General features: G+C 63.8%; 17 protein-coding genes. 7 read left to right on the top strand and 10 right to left on the bottom strand.

Going from position 1 to position 12,420, the window contains the following annotated elements; translation table 11 throughout:
* Nucleotides 1–28 precede the first annotated feature (28 nt).
* The 8 genes from YO9_RS0102315 to YO9_RS0102290 all read right to left on the bottom strand — a co-directional run bounded on the left by YO9_RS0102315 (nucleotide 29) and on the right by YO9_RS0102290 (nucleotide 5,649).
* Nucleotides 29–1,741 carry a choline/carnitine O-acyltransferase gene (locus YO9_RS0102315; protein ID WP_016996073.1) on the bottom strand — a complete coding sequence of 571 codons (1,713 nt, stop codon included), beginning with the start codon at nucleotides 1,739–1,741 and terminating at the stop codon, nucleotides 29–31.
* 160 nt (nucleotides 1,742–1,901) lie between these two features.
* On the bottom strand, nucleotides 1,902–2,357 hold the full coding sequence (locus YO9_RS16410; protein ID WP_223285983.1) for a TipAS antibiotic-recognition domain-containing protein: 456 nt from the start codon (nucleotides 2,355–2,357) through the stop codon (nucleotides 1,902–1,904).
* Nucleotides 2,354–2,725, bottom strand: a complete 372-nt coding sequence (locus tag YO9_RS16405) for a MerR family transcriptional regulator (protein ID WP_223285982.1) — start codon at nucleotides 2,723–2,725, stop codon at nucleotides 2,354–2,356. Before YO9_RS16405 ends, YO9_RS16410 begins: the two co-directional genes overlap by 4 nt.
* A gap of 59 nt (nucleotides 2,726–2,784) precedes the next feature.
* Nucleotides 2,785–3,654 (bottom strand): aminotransferase-like domain-containing protein, encoded by an 870-nt coding sequence (locus YO9_RS0102305; protein ID WP_223285981.1) that lies wholly within the window; start codon nucleotides 3,652–3,654, stop codon nucleotides 2,785–2,787.
* Nucleotides 3,642–3,977: a hypothetical protein gene (locus YO9_RS16400; protein WP_223285980.1), complete on the bottom strand. Its 336-nt coding sequence runs from the start codon at nucleotides 3,975–3,977 to the stop codon at nucleotides 3,642–3,644. The genes YO9_RS0102305 and YO9_RS16400 overlap by 13 nt, the downstream gene beginning before the upstream one ends.
* A 73-nt stretch (nucleotides 3,978–4,050) precedes the next feature.
* Complete coding sequence (locus YO9_RS0102300; RefSeq protein WP_031272522.1) at nucleotides 4,051–4,677, bottom strand: TetR/AcrR family transcriptional regulator; 627 nt, start codon at nucleotides 4,675–4,677, stop codon at nucleotides 4,051–4,053.
* Between the two features lie 185 nt (nucleotides 4,678–4,862).
* Nucleotides 4,863–5,015 carry a hypothetical protein gene (locus YO9_RS16395; RefSeq protein ID WP_016996071.1) on the bottom strand — a complete coding sequence of 51 codons (153 nt, stop codon included), beginning with the start codon at nucleotides 5,013–5,015 and terminating at the stop codon, nucleotides 4,863–4,865.
* A gap of 49 nt (nucleotides 5,016–5,064) precedes the next feature.
* On the bottom strand, nucleotides 5,065–5,649 hold the full coding sequence (locus YO9_RS0102290; RefSeq protein WP_016996070.1) for a DedA family protein: 585 nt from the start codon (nucleotides 5,647–5,649) through the stop codon (nucleotides 5,065–5,067).
* A 199-nt stretch (nucleotides 5,650–5,848) separates the two neighbouring features.
* On the opposite strand from YO9_RS0102290, the gene YO9_RS0102285 reads away from it, so the two are divergent.
* From YO9_RS0102285 to YO9_RS0102270, 4 genes are all read left to right on the top strand, one after another.
* A complete protein-coding gene (locus YO9_RS0102285) occupies nucleotides 5,849–6,301 on the top strand; it encodes a pyrimidine dimer DNA glycosylase/endonuclease V (RefSeq protein ID WP_016996069.1) in 453 nt (150 codons plus the stop codon).
* Nucleotides 6,302–6,410: 109 nt separating this feature from the next.
* Entirely contained in the window at nucleotides 6,411–7,148 is a 738-nt protein-coding gene (locus YO9_RS0102280) for a glycosyltransferase family A protein (RefSeq protein ID WP_262925543.1), read from the top strand.
* Nucleotides 7,141–7,671, top strand: coding sequence for a hypothetical protein (locus YO9_RS0102275; protein ID WP_016996067.1), 531 nt, complete (start codon nucleotides 7,141–7,143; stop codon nucleotides 7,669–7,671). Before YO9_RS0102280 ends, YO9_RS0102275 begins: the two co-directional genes overlap by 8 nt.
* Before the next feature lie 154 nt (nucleotides 7,672–7,825).
* Complete coding sequence (locus YO9_RS0102270) at nucleotides 7,826–8,272, top strand: TspO/MBR family protein (RefSeq protein ID WP_016996066.1); 447 nt, start codon at nucleotides 7,826–7,828, stop codon at nucleotides 8,270–8,272.
* A gap of 52 nt (nucleotides 8,273–8,324) precedes the next feature.
* Here YO9_RS0102270 and YO9_RS0102265 read toward each other — a convergent pair whose 3' ends face one another.
* Nucleotides 8,325–9,338 carry an NADP-dependent oxidoreductase gene (locus tag YO9_RS0102265; protein ID WP_223285979.1) on the bottom strand — a complete coding sequence of 338 codons (1,014 nt, stop codon included), beginning with the start codon at nucleotides 9,336–9,338 and terminating at the stop codon, nucleotides 8,325–8,327.
* A 158-nt stretch (nucleotides 9,339–9,496) separates the two neighbouring features.
* On the opposite strand from YO9_RS0102265, the gene YO9_RS16390 reads away from it, so the two are divergent.
* The 3 genes from YO9_RS16390 (at nucleotide 9,497) to YO9_RS0102250 (ending at nucleotide 11,754) form a co-directional block, all read left to right on the top strand.
* Complete coding sequence (locus YO9_RS16390) at nucleotides 9,497–9,697, top strand: hypothetical protein (RefSeq protein WP_223285978.1); 201 nt, start codon at nucleotides 9,497–9,499, stop codon at nucleotides 9,695–9,697.
* Nucleotides 9,698–9,769: 72 nt separating this feature from the next.
* Nucleotides 9,770–11,263 (top strand): AlkA N-terminal domain-containing protein, encoded by a 1,494-nt coding sequence (locus tag YO9_RS0102255; RefSeq protein ID WP_016996063.1) that lies wholly within the window; start codon nucleotides 9,770–9,772, stop codon nucleotides 11,261–11,263.
* The gene (locus tag YO9_RS0102250) at nucleotides 11,260–11,754 is read left to right on the top strand and encodes a methylated-DNA--[protein]-cysteine S-methyltransferase (protein WP_016996062.1); all 495 of its coding nucleotides are present in this window, start codon (nucleotides 11,260–11,262) and stop codon (nucleotides 11,752–11,754) included. The genes YO9_RS0102255 and YO9_RS0102250 overlap by 4 nt, the downstream gene beginning before the upstream one ends.
* 29 nt (nucleotides 11,755–11,783) lie before the next feature.
* Here YO9_RS0102250 and YO9_RS0102245 read toward each other — a convergent pair.
* On the bottom strand, nucleotides 11,784–12,420 hold a 637-nt coding region (locus tag YO9_RS0102245; protein ID WP_016996061.1), incomplete at its 5' end, for a helix-turn-helix transcriptional regulator.

Genomic DNA, 12,420 nt, shown 5'->3' with positions numbered 1-12,420 from the left:
CGTGCCCCTCGCTGCGTCCCAGAAGGCCCTAGCCCACCCGCTTCACAAACTCCCACAGCTTCTCGGCAGCAACCGTCAGGTTCCGTGCAAAACCTTCCAGGTCCTCGGAGGTGTCCCGGCGGTAGTTGATGCAGAACTCGTACCCGTCGGACAGGCGCGTGTAGGTCATCCCGAAACCCTCCGGAGTGGTGGGGGCAAAGGCGTAGCGCACGATCTGTTCCGGCCCACCGATGGACGTGGTGGACAGGAAATCACGCCGCATGGTCGTCAGACCCGGGTTGGCGAAGAACGAAGTGTCCACGCCATTCCGCTCGGCCACATACTGCAGGCCGAGCAGGTGCCGGTCGATGCCTTGGGCGGATTTGCACGCCTTGACCCAGCTGCGGTGGGCATCCAGAGCTGCCTGGAACTGCTCCAAGGTCGCCTCGCCAGCCTGCAAGGCCGCGACGAACTCCACGGCTTCCGAGGTCACCGGGCGCAGACACTCCGTGCGGCCGGCCTGGTATTCGCGCATGTCCACGGCCTCGTACACGCTGCGCACCCTGTTGTAGGTGGCCAACTGGGCGTAGAGCATGATGAGCTGCTGAGCGGCGTCGTCGCTGATGCGGAACGGGAGCTCGGCCTTGTGAGGCCGCGGCACGAAGACCCGGTGCACGCCGTGAAGCGCGGCGTCGCGGCGGTAGGCGGCCAGTTCCTCGAGCAAGGTGGAGCGTAAAGATTCGCTCAGGTCCCACGTCAGCGGCTCCGGCGATGCGATCTCGGAGGCGACCGGCTGCTCCGGGATGGCCAGCTCCTGCATACGCGCCACCGCAGCCAGGATGGTGGCGCCGTCCACCGTGCTGTGTTCCACGTGGATGGCCAGCCAGTCGTCGGCCAGGCACACCTCATAGGTCAATGGCTTGTAGGCCCACGCGTGACCCACCTCGAAGGCCGAATGCTCGAGGTGCTCGATGACCTCGGCCTGGGTATCCAGCACATTGACCATGAAGATCATGCGGGTGATCCGGTCGTAGATCTCCGCGTTGTGGGGGTTCTCGGTCAATTCCTCCAGCAACGGCGCGGCCTTTTCGCTGCCCACATAGGACAGCGTGCCGAACGGAAGTTCGGGCTCGGTGGCGGCCTCGGCGCCGTCGATGACCGAACGCAATGATTCGGCCAGGGTGCGCAGCGACAGCGGCTGACCGTCCTGGTCACTCACGGGCACCGCATACAGGCGGCCGCGGTGAATCACGCCGATCTCGCGATCCGCAGCGGAGAGTTCCGGGCGAATGATTTCGTCGACTTCCTCGGCCGGGTGCCGCAGCCCGCCCTCCATGCAGCGCCACTGCTGCATGCTGATGTGGTTGCCGCGGGGGTCCACTTCCTCGGGGGTTTCGCCGCGCACTTGCTGCAAATGCACCGATGCCGCGCGGTAGACCAACTCGGCCGCCCGGCCCAGACCCGGGGCGCCGAAGTCACCCGTGATCTGGAAGCCCACGTTGCTCGTGAGCGGCAAGGACGTGCGGGTCATCAGGTAACCACTGAGCCAGTCCTCGGACAGCCAACTGTTGCCGGCCGCGTTCTCGTCGCGGGCGAATTCTTCCAAGCCGGCCTGCACCTCATCGCCATGCTGCTTCCGGAACTCCTGGGTTGCCTGCGAGGTCTCCTCATACGCGGCATCGTCCACGAGTGGCCGGACCGTGGCCAGGAATCGATCGAGGGTTGCATCCAATTCGGGAACGGGCAGGGGCTTCACGGACATGCGGGGTCCTCTCGACACGGCTCACCGGGGCGCGCGAGCGCGCCATTCGCTGGTGTGGATTCACCCTCCATCTTGCCGGAGATCACTGACATGTGGGCTGAGAAATCGCCCCGTGGACAGCGCGTCATCCATCACACGTGCTATCCACGGGGCGATTTATTTACTCCCACGTGGCATTGTCCGGGTCCACACCGTGAGCCCGGGCATTTTCAGCCACCGCACGGTACAGCCAGTCGGCCAACCCGGGTTCGAGCTTGTCGTAGTACTCCGTGAACCGCGGATCCTGGGTGTACATGGTTGCCAGGCACACCTGCATCGAGTGAGTGCAGTCGTAGAACTGCGCAATCGACTCGCGGTGTCGTTCGGCCAGTTGGTTGGCTCGTTCCGATCCCGGTTCCACGCCGTCTCGTGCGGCCTGGGCCAGGTCCTGGTTGAGCTGATCGCCGTCGGCCTTGATCCGCTGCCAGTCCTCCTTGGACATCTTGGCGGCCCGCTGTTGCGACTGCTCCCACTGGTCGGTATCGCCCCAGCGTTCCTCCGCCTCCCGTTGGTACTCGGGGTTCCAGTCCTGGCCGAAAATCTCGCTCTGTTCCTGTGGAGTGAGTTTCTTGTTCATGGCTTGCGCTCCATCATCTGATCTACTGCGCAGACCATCTGCTGCAGGTGATCGATGCGTTCGGCCAGCAGCTCACGCTGCCTCTCGAGGTGCGCAGACTCGTTCACGGACGGGTCGTCCAGAATCTCGCCCACCTCGGTCAGCGAAAACCCCAACTCCCGGTAGAGAAGCACACGGTGGATCCGGGCGACGTCGTCCGCCGAATACAGGCGATATCCCGTGCTCGTGCGACCGCTGGGGCTCACCAGGCCGATATGGTCCCAGTGATGCAGCGTCCGTACGCTCACGCCAATTAACGACGACGCCGCTCCCACCGTCAGCAGCTCATCTCCCGTTGGATTTCCGGTTGCCTCGGGTCCTTGCGTCATGGCTTCAGCATCTCTCACAACCCCTACTGTTCGCCCTGACGTCGCGTGAGGGTCAAGCTCTAGTACTTGGCCAGCGCACGGCCCAGGCGGTCCAGCCCCTCGTCGATCACCTCGGGTGAGTGGGTCACGAAGGACAAGCGCATGGTCGAGCGGTCCGGATCGTGGGCGAAGAACGACGCACCGGGCACGAAGGCCACGCCTTCGTCGAGGGCGATCTCCAGCAGTCGGGTGGTGTCGATTCCGTGGCCGAGGCGCACCCACAAGAACATGCCGCCGTCGGGCTGGGTGACCTCGGCGCCATCGGGAAGGATGCGCTGCAAGCTCTGGTACATGGCTTTGGCGCGCATGGCGTAGACGGGACGCACCTTGTCCAAGTGAGCCTCGACGTCGGCGGTGGCCAGGTACCGCGCGACCGCGAGCTGGTCCGGGACCGGGGACTGTAGTCCTATGGCCTGCTTGGCAACGGTGAGCGTGAACTGGATGGGGCCTTCCGAACGCATCCATCCGATCCGCACGCCCGGGGCGATGACCTTGGAGACGGAGTTGAGCAGGATGGTCTGCGCGGACATGCCCGGTTCTGACGCAATGGGCGGCAGTGGCTCACCCTCGAAGCACAACTCACCGTATGGATCGTCCTCCACAAGTGCTGTGTGAGTACGCAGGAGCACGTCTGCCACAGCCGCGCGCCGCTCCACCGACATGCACACTCCCGAGGGATTCTGGAAGGACGGGATCAGGTACACGAACTTGGGAGAGTGCTCCGCGATGAGCTTCTCGAGTTCGTGCGGGATCACGCCGTTCTCGTCGGTGGGAACCCCAATCAGGCGTGCACCGTTGAGTTCAAAGGCCTGAACTGCCGCCAAGTAGGTGGGGCGTTCGACGAGCACCACGTCTCCGGGGTTCACGAGTGCTTGCGCTACGACGAACAAGCCCTCCTGGGAGCCGTGGTGACCTGAATCTGCTCGGGAGTCGTCTCCAAGTAGCGGCTGATCCGGAAAGCAGCTTGCTCACGGAGCTCGAATTCACCCTCGCTCGATGCGTACTGCAGCGCGCGCTGGGCGTGATTCTCGAAGACCCAGTCGTAGGCGGCGCGGATGTCCTCCACCTCGAAATACGCGGGGTCCGGCACACCGCCGGCAAAGGAGATCACGCCCTCCTTCGAGACCGCATCCAGCAGGTCCCGCACCGGCGAGGAATCCACCCCGTCCAAGCGATCGGCCAAGCGGAATCTGAACTCACCCTGTGCACTCATGCAAACGAGTATTTCACGACGTCGGGGGGTCGCTTGAAGTGCCCAAGCACCCTTCGGATGCTGGCCGCCGGTATCAGCCTTGCTGAGGTGTAGGCGCCCACGCTCGCACGAGCGACTGCATGTAGCGGTCGTACGCGGCGTCGGGGTCTTGTCCGATCATCACGGGACGGGTTGCCTCGATAGAAACCCAGCCGTGAACGCCCGCCCAAATGGAGTTGCCCATTTCTTCGATGGGGTAATCGCCCAGAATTCCTTGTGCCCTACACTCGGCCACCCGCTTGAAAAGTGACTCGATGGCCTTCTTCGCGGCGATCATCCTGGGGGAATCTTCCGTGAACTCCTCGGGGCTGATGTCCGGGCGCTTGCCGCCGCGTCCGATCATGACCACGTAAAGAGCTGGGTACTTGAGCGCCCACTGACGGTATGCCCTACCAAGCTCCCAGAGGTCTTCCAGGGGATCCCCGGTGATTGGAACGCTTTCCTGCGACCGGGTGAAGCTTCCCACGGACTCGTAGACGACAGCCTCAATGAGGGCATCACGGCTGCCGAACATGGTGTAGATCGCGGTGGTTGAACAGCCATGCTTGGCTGCCAACGGGCGCAAAGAAACTGACTCGACTCCGCCGGTCACAATTTGGTCGGCGGTATCGCGAATCAGCGCTGCGCGAGTTTCGTCATCAAACTTCCTGGGTCTGGCCACTCCGCAATGGTACTGGCCAGTACCCCAATAACGGTGTTATATATGTATGGACGTGTCCACACGTCCTCAGAATCAGCTGTGCCGCGGGATGTCTTGGGGGCATCCCGCGCAGACATGACTAGCGACCACCGGACATAAACATTTAGTCCCGGGTCTCGTGCGCGCTGTCAGCAGCGACATCTGCCTTAATCACCAGCGGAAGATTGAGTTTTCTTGGTGCGGATCCCCACCGCACTGTTCCGAGCGGTCAGCCCAGCCGCACCCTGCTTGGCCAGCATCAGATAAGCGCCACCAACCATGAAAAGACCCAGGCCACCCAAGATGCCCATGAGGTTCATGGATCCACCCGCTTTCTGGTTGGCCCGGGTCCCAAACGATTTACATGGGTCAGACGGCCCGATTCCTCTGGTTACGGCGTACGCGACGCACAACCCACCAGATCAAGAATGCCAGAACAGCAATGACCACGATGCGTGAGAACACGCCAGCGTACTGTTCCGCGATGTGCCAATTCTCACCCAGGAAGTAACCCGCCACCACAAAAATGCTGTTCCAAATCAGTGACCCCGCAGCAGACAGCACAACGAATAGCGGAAAGTTCATCCGTTCAATTCCGGCCGGGATGGAAATCAATGATCTGAAAATGGGAACCATCCGCCCGAAGAATACGGTGGCTTTACCGTGGCGCTCGAACCAGGCTTCCGTGCGATCCAGATCATCCAGATCCACCAGGGGCATTTTGTCCACGATCACTCGCAGCCGGCGGCGGCCCAGTGCCACACCGATCCAGTACAGCGCAATGGCACCGACCACGGAACCGAGCGTGGTCCAGAAGATCGCACCGAACAGGCTGAAATTTCCCTGGCTCGCGGTGAATCCCGCCAGCGGCAGAATGACTTCCGAAGGCAACGGCGGGAACAAGTTTTCCAGTGCGACCAGCAGACCGGCACCGGGGGCACCGATCGCCTCCATAACGTCGACCACCCACCCTGCAAGACCATCGAGTTCAGCAGCACCAGCTGCTTGGGCGGGCAGGAGGACAGAGGCTAGGGACATCACGCATTCGCTTTGTGTGGGGTGCAGGAACGCCGTCATGATACGTGAGCACACTTGGAGATTCCCTAACGCAATCTCCCTCAAGACCTGGAGAGACAAAGGGCACAATGGGCCCATGAGACTTTGGTCGCTGGACCCTGCCCTGTTGGATCGACGCGCGTTGGTCGCCGGCTGGCGGGAGACCCTCTTGGCCCAAAAGGTTCTCCGCGGCGAGACCAAGGGCTACACCCGCCATCCTCAGCTCGAGCGTTTCCGCGACCGCCCGGATCCCCTCCAAACGATCGCGGATTATTTGCACGCCATTGCGGACGAAGCCGACAGGCGCGGTTACAACTTTGATCGCGGACGAATTGCACTCGAACGTTCCACGAACCCAGACCCCATGAACGTGACCTCCGGGCAGCTCGAGTACGAGCTCGCGTTCCTTCGACAAAAAGTCGAAGGGCGTGATCCTGACTGGGGCCGTGCGCACCTGGATTCCGTGGGTAAGCCCGCTCCGCATCCGCTGTTCGCTGTGATCGATGGGCCCGTTGAATCCTGGGAGCGCATCAAGCCACTGGGGCAATGACCCGGCGGTGAGCAAACGCTGTGGTCGTCGCCTGGGCACCAAGAACCATTCCCACGTAGAGTCTCAGGTAACCCCCTTCTCACCGGCCTGGAGACCTATGAAGTGCAGCGTGGTCATACCCACCCGCAATGACTCCGCGTATCTACACCGTTGCTTGCGCGCTCTGAGCCGCCAGACCCGTCAACCGGACGAAATCATCGTGGTGGACAACGGCTCCACCGATGACATTGCGGCAGTCCTGAGCGAATTCCCCGACGTGGTGTGTTTCCGAGAAGACATCCCCGGTGTCGCATTTGCGGTTCGCTCGGGGTACGACGCCGCTCAGCACCCCGCGATCCTGCGTTGCGATGCGGACAGCATTCCGGCCGCGGGCTGGGTCGAACGCATGGTGACGGCTCTAGAGCGGCACTCGTCTCGTGGTGGCAGAACTCAAGTCGTGGCAGTCACCGGGATCGCTCGATTCGGACCCCGCTTCGCGGCGCTGGGGCGAATCTCTGGAGCCCTGTATTCCTACACCTACCGACTCGTGGGCGGATTCGCGCTCGGTCATGTGGCCCTGTGGGGATCGAACATGGCCATGACATCAGCGTGGTGGCACTCCGCGAGAGACCGCGTGCACTTGTCCCCGGACATCCATGATGACTACGACCTCAGCTTCCAACTGGGCCCCGACCAGAAGGTCCTGCTGGATCACCGGAACGTAATGCTGGTGTCGTGGCGAGCGGCCGCTTCAACGCCTCGTATCGTGCGGCAGCTACGCATGGCGGGTATGACCATGCGGACCAACTGGGCCGAACAGAAACCGTGGGAACGCATGCGATCTCGCTGGACAGTGCCGCGTGGCTGACCGAAGCCCCGCCAGTGAATATGTCGCTTCGAGCATGTGCTTCACGGGGTTGCTCTTCGCCCTGATCTACGGCATTCAGGGACGCTGGATCGACGTGGCGGTCTTACTACTCGTGGGACTCGGGCAAGTTGTCGCGTTCCTGTGCTTCCGCACCGGTTACGCTCGCGCGGCAACCAGCCTGGTCATGCTCATTGCCGGGGTGAGTGCCGCGGAGCAGGTGTACAGCAGCATCTGGTGGTGGGATTTGGTGATCCATTTCTTGTGCACCTACGTGCTGGTGTGGATTGCCTGGAACTATGTCCTTCGCAAGTCACCGGAGCGAGGTCATCTCCAGACACGGCAGCGCCTGGCTATCTGTTCCGTGGCCGGACTGGTCCTGGCCGTCGTATGGGAAGTCATGGAGCTTCTCGGCTTCCTCTTGGTCACCCCGGACATCCATATCCCACCGCTGGACACCCTGACCGATGTGGCCGTGGGGGTTCTAGGGGCTGCCTTAGTAGCACTTCACAAGAAATCCCGATAAAAAGAGTGAGAAGCATGCTGTCCACCAGGTAATCCAGGGAAGAGGTCCCCGTGAAGTCCCACGTCAGTCGCACCAAGAACTCCCCTACCGACGGGAACGTACCCTCCAGAGCAGGCGAAACCGCCGTAAGATCGCGCTCGGCACCGCTGCGGCAGTGGGCGCTTGCGCCGCGGTGGGCACACTCCTCACCGACCCCGAGAACAGCTGGTACAAGTCCCTTCGCAAGCCTGATTGGCAGCCGCCGGCCGCAGCTTTCCCCATCGTGTGGACGGCCCTGTACGCGGACATTGCCTACGTCTCTTATAAAGTGCTCGCCGATGCGCACGGACGCGGTGACGCCGCCGAGTTCAAGAGCTATTCGCGAGCACTCGGGACCAACCTTGCTCTCAATGCCGCGTGGTGTGGGTTGTTCTTCCGCGGTGAGCGCCCGGTCGTGTCGACCATTGAAGCCGGTGCCTTGGCGGTGAGCTCCATCGACCTGGTTCGCCGCGCGGGCGCATCCCACGCGGGCCTCGGTCTGCTGCTGTCCCCTTACGCGGTGTGGACCAGCGGTGCTACGGCACTCAGTGGTGCGATCGCCGCATTGAACCCGGACAAGTAGCCGCGTGGCACCAGCGCTGGGTGCCCACGCGGCGTCGTCGTCCTGGGTCGAATTAGGCCGAGATCTCGACCAGAACCTTGCCCTTGGAACGCCGGGACTCCAGCTGCTCGAATGCGGCTCGGAACTGATCGAGTGGATAGCGGCTGTCGATCGTGACCCGCAGCTTGCCCTGATCCACCAAGGCTGCCAACTGGGCAAGGCCCTCGCCGTCCGGGTGCATGAGGAAGAACTCGAATGTCACCCCGGCCTTCTTGGCCGAGCGGCGAACTTTGAAGCTCAGGGCCTCTTCAACGGCGCGAACCAGCGCCGCCTTGGGCTTGGAAAGGTCGGTTTCCTCGGCCAAGCTGCCGGGGGTGGGCGGACCCGCAATGCTCACCACGGCCCCTCCGCGCTCCACAGTGGACATCAGATCGGCCACGGTCTCGCCGCCCACCAGGTCCAGAACCTTGGTAAAACGCTCGCCACCGTCGGAGATTTTCCGGCCGCGATAGTTGATCACGTGATCCGCTCCGGCTTCACGCACCAGCTTCTCGCCCGCCGACGACGCCGTGGTCGTCACGTGCGCGCCCATCAGCTTGGCGAGCTGGATGGCCAACAGGCCGACGCCGCCGGCACCGCCCGTGATCAGCAGCCGTTCGCCCGCCTGAAGATCGAGGCGTTCCGGGCCCAACGCCTGCTGGGCCGTCAGCCCGGCCAAGGGAATGGCCGCCGCATCCGACAGCGGGATGCTTTCGGGTGCCCTTGCGACGAACTCCTCGTCCACAGCCACGTACTCAGCCAGCGCACTCAGTTGCTGGGAGCCAGTGCGAGTCATGACGCGATCCCCCGGCTGGAAATCGCGGACGAGCGAGCCAACGGATTCGACCACGCCGCTCAATTCGTTGCCCGCGATCTTGGGGAACGTGTAGGGCTGGACCAGCTTGAAGGTGCCCTGCCGCTGCAATGCATCCACGGGATTCAAGCCCGCGGCGACGGTGCGGATCAGGACCTGATTCGCCTCGGGGACCGGTCGCGGCATGTCTTGTAATTTTATGACCTCGGGGCCGCCGTATTGGGAAAAGGTCATCGCGCGCATGGGTTCTCCGATCAATGGTTCGGGGTTAAAAGCCTATGCGTGTGAACGGGTGGCTGGTGAGGGCTTGCGCTGAGCGCTGATCGGAAACCGCGTCCGAATCGTGACAAATGTCAGTAGCCCGTCGCTTCCGGGGCTGGCACACTCAAGTCATGAAACGGCAAACTCTGGCTTTCATCGCTCTGGTCATCACCATCCTCTACGGTGCAGGGTTCGCGGCCTTCGACACATCTCAGGCCTATGCGGCTCTCGGCGGTGCGATTGTGGCCATCGCCTGGATCTCGGTCGGCGTCTTCGGGCGAGACGATGCCCGGGGGAGCACCAACCCGGCCGAACGCCATCCCCGCACCTAATTCCCACCCCCCCCCCATGGCCATGTCCGAAAACCGCTAGTCCAGCGCTCGGAAGCGTGTCAGTCTTATGACATGAACTTCCGGGACATGAGCTTCGACCAGCGGTATCGCGCCGTTCAATCGCGCGATCACCGCTTTGACGGTCAATTCGTCCTGGCCGTGAAAACCACCGGGATTTACTGCCGGCCCAGCTGCCCTGCGCGGACTCCCAAACCCGAGAACGTGCGGTTCTTCCGCGCGAGCGCAGCCGCCCACGCCGCGGGGTTCCGAGCATGCAAACGGTGCCTGCCCGAGGCCGTCCCCGGCTCCCCCGAATGGAACCTCCGCGGAGACGTTGCGGGCCGAGCCATGCGGCTGATCAACGACGGCGTGGTCGACCAGCACGGGGTCTCTGGGCTCGCGCAGCAACTCGGCTACTCCACCCGCCATCTCACCCGCATTCTGCGTGACGAAACGGGTGCGGGCCCGCTTGCACTCGCCCGAGCCCACCGTGCCCAAACGGCCAGGGTGCTCCTCACGCAAACGGCCATGCCGATGTCGGACATCGCGTTCTCGGCCGGATTCAGCAGCATCCGCCAGTTCAACGACACGGTTCGGGAGGTGTACGACCTCTCGCCCCAACAGGTCCGGGCGCACGGTCACCGCACTGCACAGGCCGACACCGCCACGGTGGATCTCTCCCTGAGCTATCGAGAACCCATCGACCTTCCGGGCCTATTCGCTTGGTTCGCGGCGCGCGCCATTCCCGGCGTTGAACTCACGGATGATTCCTCCTACGCACGCGTCATCCGGCTGCCGGGCGGACCCGCGTGGTTCAGGGTCTACCTGTCACCCGAATCCGACGGCAACCTCCGCCTGCAAGCTCGGGTCACCGAGATGCAGGACCTCCCCGTCCTCATGGCTCGCGTCCGCCGGCTGTTCGATCTCGACGCCGATCCGGTCGCCGTGGACACCGCCCTCGCCTCCCTGCCAGCCATCCGTCCGCTGGTCGCTGCCCTACCCGGTGTCCGCGTGGCCGGTTGCATGGATCCGCACGAACTCCTGATCCGCACCATGATCGGCCAACAAATATCGGTGGCCGCCGCACGCACGATCCTCGCCCGGATCACCGCCGGCTTGGGTGATTCCGCTCCCGACTTCGCGCCCGGGCTCACCCACATGTTTCCCACCATGGACGCCATCGCGGAGCGAGGCAGCACCGTCTTGCGGGGCCCGAAAGCCCGCCAGAACGCCGTCCTCAACGCGGCCGAAACCATCGCGACAGGCCAGCTGCGCCTCGGGTTCGGCGACGATCCCGCGGAACAGCGCAAGGCCCTACTCGCGCTGAAAGGTGTGGGCCCCTGGACCGCTGACTACGTGCGCATGCGCGTCACCGGCGATCCGGACGTGTTCCTGATCGACGACGGCGCTCTGCGCGCCGGTGCCCGCCGGGCCGGTTTGCCCGCAGACAAGGCCGAACTTCTCGCCTGGTCGACCCAGGCATCGCCGTGGCGCAGTTACCTGACCACCCACCTGTGGAGGGCGCCCACCGTGCCCGCGCAGTCGCCCGAAGGAGACCCCTCATGACCGCCACATTTCAAACCATCGACACCCCGGACGGACCGTTCACGGTAGTCAGCAATGACGCAGGACAAGTCATCGCCTCCGGGTGGACCTCGTCCGCGGAGGACACTACCTCGAGAATTCGTGCGGCCAACCGCCCGACCGACATCGAGGAGGGGACCGTGGACGCGGCATCGGCTGTGGAGGCCTACTACGCGGGCGATGTGCGCGCCGTCGAGGCTGTGGAGGTCGACCTGCACGGCACCGTTGGCCAGCTCGCAGGGTGGAATGCGCTCCGGCAGATCAAACCAGGACAACCGCTGAACTACTCGCAGTTCGCTCGTGCCCTGGGGAGTCCATCTGCCGTGCGCGCGGCAGCATCCATTTGCGCCCGCAACCCCGCGGCCCTGTTCGTTCCATGCCACCGCGTGCTTCGCACGGACGGTTCACTGGGCGGGTTCGCGTGGGGGCTCGACATCAAGCAGAGCCTGTTGGACCGCGAAGCTCGCGCCTGAGGCACCGGCTGGCGCCATAGCCCTCCCGCTCACCACTCGCGTGGCGCGACACCGGCCGCCCGGAGCAACCTCTCCCCTAGCTCTGCGACGGCCTCTCGGACCTCCGGATCCTCGATCACCGTGAATTCGTACTCGATCCCGGTCAACCACGACGCCGCTTCTTCAGGATCATCCGTCCCCGTGACGTACTCGCACAGACCCGGTTCGAGTTCGCGGAGGATCGCGCCGTCCCAGGTCATGAAGTCCGGCGCGCTCTCGATCGAACATCGCACGTGCAGCACCACCTCGTGTTCATAGGCCTCCAACGGCACGGGATCGAGCGTTCGTTCCAGCGCTTCGGCAGCATCCGGCCTGCGACGAAACACCCAATCCCCTATGCGGACCTCAGCCATGCGATCGAGGCGGAATGAACGCCAAGCCTCGCGAGCGACGTCGTACGCCGCCAAGTACCAGACCTGGCCGCGGCACGAGACCTGGTGTGGTTCGACCCACCGCTCCGAATGCCTCCCGCGACGGTCCACGTAGCTGAACCGCAGCCGACGGCGCCGCCTGGTCCCGTCCGCGCATGCGGCCAAGATCGCGGAATCGACCGCCATCCCCGCACCGCTCAGATCCGTAGCCGCGCGTGTTTCCTGCGCTCGAGCGCGCGCGGCGGGCGGCAGGACG

The sequence above is a fragment of the Kocuria atrinae C3-8 genome, assembly GCF_000286355.1.
In the GTDB taxonomy this organism is placed as follows: domain Bacteria; phylum Actinomycetota; class Actinomycetes; order Actinomycetales; family Micrococcaceae; genus Kocuria; species Kocuria atrinae_A.
This window is presented reverse-complemented; position numbering and strand designations above follow the sequence as displayed.

What these genes read in the sequence shown, in the direction of transcription:
- YO9_RS0102315 (WP_016996073.1), bottom strand. Translation starts at nt 1,741, where the DNA reads ATGTCCGTGAAGCCCCTGCCCGTTCCCGAATTGGATGCAACCCTCGAT.
- YO9_RS16410 (WP_223285983.1), bottom strand. Translation starts at nt 2,357, where the DNA reads ATGAACAAGAAACTCACTCCACAGGAACAGAGCGAGATTTTCGGCCAG.
- YO9_RS16405 (WP_223285982.1), bottom strand. Translation starts at nt 2,725, where the DNA reads ATGACGCAAGGACCCGAGGCAACCGGAAATCCAACGGGAGATGAGCTG.
- YO9_RS16400 (WP_223285980.1), bottom strand. Translation starts at nt 3,977, where the DNA reads ATGAGTGCACAGGGTGAGTTCAGATTCCGCTTGGCCGATCGCTTGGAC.
- YO9_RS16395 (WP_016996071.1), bottom strand. Translation starts at nt 5,015, where the DNA reads ATGAACCTCATGGGCATCTTGGGTGGCCTGGGTCTTTTCATGGTTGGT.
- YO9_RS0102290 (WP_016996070.1), bottom strand. Translation starts at nt 5,649, where the DNA reads ATGGAGGCGATCGGTGCCCCCGGTGCCGGTCTGCTGGTCGCACTGGAA.
- YO9_RS0102285 (WP_016996069.1), top strand. Translation starts at nt 5,849, where the DNA reads ATGAGACTTTGGTCGCTGGACCCTGCCCTGTTGGATCGACGCGCGTTG.
- YO9_RS0102265 (WP_223285979.1), bottom strand. Translation starts at nt 9,338, where the DNA reads ATGACCTTTTCCCAATACGGCGGCCCCGAGGTCATAAAATTACAAGAC.
- YO9_RS16390 (WP_223285978.1), top strand. Translation starts at nt 9,497, where the DNA reads ATGAAACGGCAAACTCTGGCTTTCATCGCTCTGGTCATCACCATCCTC.
- YO9_RS0102255 (WP_016996063.1), top strand. Translation starts at nt 9,770, where the DNA reads ATGAACTTCCGGGACATGAGCTTCGACCAGCGGTATCGCGCCGTTCAA.
- YO9_RS0102250 (WP_016996062.1), top strand. Translation starts at nt 11,260, where the DNA reads ATGACCGCCACATTTCAAACCATCGACACCCCGGACGGACCGTTCACG.